Genomic DNA, 2,772 nt, shown 5'->3' on the forward strand with positions numbered 1-2,772 from the left:
ACTCACGGTGTCGCCACCAGGGAACTGCTGGCTGCGTAGGCGCCCCATGCTGTCGTAGCTGAAACTGGTGGTCGCACCGATTTCATCGGTCAACGAGGTGATCCAACCGTTGTCGTCCACCACAACGGTGCGCGTCGCTCCATTGGGAGATTCAGCCGTGGCCGGCATCCGCAACTGCTGCGGCACACCGCGTTTCCAACTGGAAAGATGGCTGGTGTTGCCACGGCCATCGGCGACGGACGCCACCGTACCGTCGGCTGCGTAGGTCACCTGTTGTGCCAGGCGCCCGAACGCATAGGCACGCAACGGCAGACCCGTGGCGGTGTCAAACTCGGTGCGCGACTGCTCAATACCATTGAGAACATTGCGCGCCGTCTGACCGTTCAACCATAGCGTCGGGTTATCGTAGTAAGTCGTGGTGCTAGTACGGCTCTGGCCAGCGGAATTCCCTGGCGAGGCACCCGAAAAGGCAGCGGTGGTGTCGTTCCTGATCGACGGCGCGCACGCGCACGACCTGGCCACGCTGCTGGATCTGGAAGGCGTGGCCGTGCGTTCGGGCCAGCACTGCGCGCATCCGCTGCTGCAGTACTACGGCGTGGCCGCGACCTGCCGTGCGTCGTTGGCGTTCTACAACACGCATGAAGAGATCGAGCGGTTCATGGTGGCGTTGACGAAGGTGCGGAAGTTGCTGGGGTAAGAATATCAGCAGACCCGGGAAGACGAAAATGCCGCAGGAAACTGCGGCATTTTTGTTTATGCGAGATGCATCCATAATTTCGATTGATGGCCAATCCTGGAAAGGATTGCGACCTACTTGACGTCCTCAAGATCAAGCAGCACATCATCGAACGTTTGGCATTTCACTTCCAATGGCAGCCTCAACGGACGCACATCAAGAGGCGCGAAGATCTCCCCAAGCAACAGATCCTCCGTTGTTCCAGTCTTCCCTCTATTCTTAAAGGTTCCGGTCACTGACACCCAAGAGTAAGCATGCCCTTGGAAGATGCGCTCCTGAACATCCAACGAACCCCTGATCCGGATAGAAGTCTCATCAGTCACTCCCGCATCGTAAAGTTCTTTGCTTGAATTCAATACAAACAGATCCCGGGAAACGGCAAGATAACCTTCAATCCGAATCGTGCGGCCATCGAATTCATGAGCATCCTCTGCAAGGGCCCTGAAAGTCGCTCTGCACGCATTCTGCATCGTTCCTCCGCAGCTCGTCTTGTGCGGCGCTTTATCTTCTGCAGACATTTGACACGCCATTAATTGGCATGCAAGTGCCACCACGAAAGCCACGAATCCAACCTGCTTCACGTGAACGCCTCTGAGCGAAGAGAGCAGCTTTCCTCTCAAAACCAGCCCATCTAGTGACCTCGAGTCCGAGTCAGAACACGCTGCGCACGGCCCATCTGGATCATTGAATTCGTACGAATTCTTATGGGCATACGCATTGGTTGCGGCCCCTAATTGGAGGACCCCACCCCGCAAGGCGGAATCCCAATCCGTTCATGGCGCAATCTCTGAAGATCCGCCTCCATCAGTGCACGTGTTGTCTCCGGCGGATCAAGACGCAAGCCTTGCTCAAGGATCTGCATCGCACGCTTACAATCCCCCCCGCCTTGCTCCATGGACAGAAACAGGGCCAATCGCTGCATTGAACTGACGTCCCTTCGCGCGACCCCCTCCTCAAGCCAGTAACGATATCGCTCCATATCGCCACGCGTCGAATAGTGCCATTCCAGCTTTAGACGAGCCTCCACACTGCCATTTTCAGCCATCGAAATCTGACGCTTCAACTCTTCTTCAGAAAGGACCAAACTTGGCGCTTCTTCAGACTTCTCATTTCGGGAGAGCTGCTCGTCCCGGGGCTCTCCGCTCCCGCAGCCAGCGAGCAGCAAAGACAAAGCAACGGAATGCGAAAGAGATTTCATTGCTTCACCTTGACCGTTTCTATTCTTCGAATTCTGGACCCCAGCTCGGGCTCAGCAAACTGATAGGATATTGAGCCATCGGCTTTGATCGTAATCGAGCGAATGGCTGGGCCTGTCGGGCCCGTCCCTCCAGGCGAGAACTTCTGCCATACGCCTGCTCCTCCGGTTCCGTTCTCACCCATACTGACACGGAGCGTCATATCATCTCCAGGCTTATAGTTTTTTGGATAGCGAACAAATCCGTTGGGAGCATATACGGACGACTTATTCATGTTCGCCCACCCCTGAGCAAAAGCTTTTGCCTGACCTATTTCCGCCCCCAAGTGACAACCAGCCATGAATACTTCTTGCCCCTGTTTTAGCCCAAACTGAGTCCTAGCCATATCCCAGGAGCTGACTGTGGAGTAGTTTTCCATGCGTCCCCCGCGCTGGTCCTGAATAACCATATTATTGGCGTGCCCCGCAACCGTGAACTTACCCGGAATATTGAGCGCATCTCCCGCAGCTCTGAGCCCATTCGGATCGGCTTCACCGAACACGTTCATGTCTGCCCTACCGTCCGGATCCTTGAACCTGTAAGGATTGGCAGAAGCATAGCGATAGCGATTGAATGATGCCCCTTCCGAACTAGCTGCAACTGGATCAGCACCCAGAAATGCGGCAGTCTGGGAGTCATAGTACCGCTGCTGCATGTAACTAAGCCCAGTGCCTGAGTCCGTCACATGTCCGGTATACCCAGGACCATCCTTCAACGGCCGATTGACCACGGCCCCATAGGGCTCATACACCGTACGTTCGATGACATTGCCGCTGGCATCGGTGATCGCCACCGGTGAGC

The 2,772-nt window shown here is 55.7% G+C and carries 3 protein-coding genes and 2 pseudogenes; 1 reads left to right on the plus strand and 4 read right to left on the minus strand.

Going from position 1 to position 2,772, the window contains the following annotated elements; all coding sequences use genetic code 11:
- Positions 1-387: pseudogene (locus WKB25_RS20990) on the minus strand (RHS repeat domain-containing protein); the annotation flags it as partial.
- A 70-nt stretch (positions 388-457) separates the two neighbouring features.
- On the opposite strand from WKB25_RS20990, the pseudogene WKB25_RS20995 reads away from it, so the two are divergent.
- Positions 458-697, plus strand: a pseudogene (locus WKB25_RS20995) (aminotransferase class V-fold PLP-dependent enzyme); the annotation flags it as partial.
- A 113-nt stretch (positions 698-810) separates the two neighbouring features.
- Here the strand turns inward: WKB25_RS20995 and WKB25_RS21000 are convergent.
- The 3 genes from WKB25_RS21000 to WKB25_RS21010 all read right to left on the minus strand — a co-directional run.
- The gene (locus WKB25_RS21000) at positions 811-1,317 is read right to left on the minus strand and encodes a hypothetical protein (protein WP_340572779.1); all 507 of its coding nucleotides are present in this window, start codon (positions 1,315-1,317) and stop codon (positions 811-813) included.
- Between the two features lie 149 nt (positions 1,318-1,466).
- Positions 1,467-1,934, minus strand: coding sequence for a hypothetical protein (locus tag WKB25_RS21005; protein ID WP_340572780.1), 468 nt, complete (start codon positions 1,932-1,934; stop codon positions 1,467-1,469).
- Positions 1,931-2,772, minus strand: an 842-nt coding sequence (locus tag WKB25_RS21010) for an RHS repeat-associated core domain-containing protein (protein WP_340572782.1), incomplete at its 5' end; no start/stop codon positions are given. The genes WKB25_RS21005 and WKB25_RS21010, both read right to left, overlap by 4 nt.

This window comes from Stenotrophomonas sp. G106K1, from assembly GCF_037969685.1.
Taxonomy (GTDB): domain Bacteria; phylum Pseudomonadota; class Gammaproteobacteria; order Xanthomonadales; family Xanthomonadaceae; genus Stenotrophomonas; species Stenotrophomonas lactitubi.

Coding starts and splice junctions, on each gene's coding strand:
- WKB25_RS21005 (WP_340572780.1), bottom strand. CDS start 1,934: ATGAAATCTCTTTCGCATTCCGTTGCTTTGTCTTTGCTGCTCGCTGGC.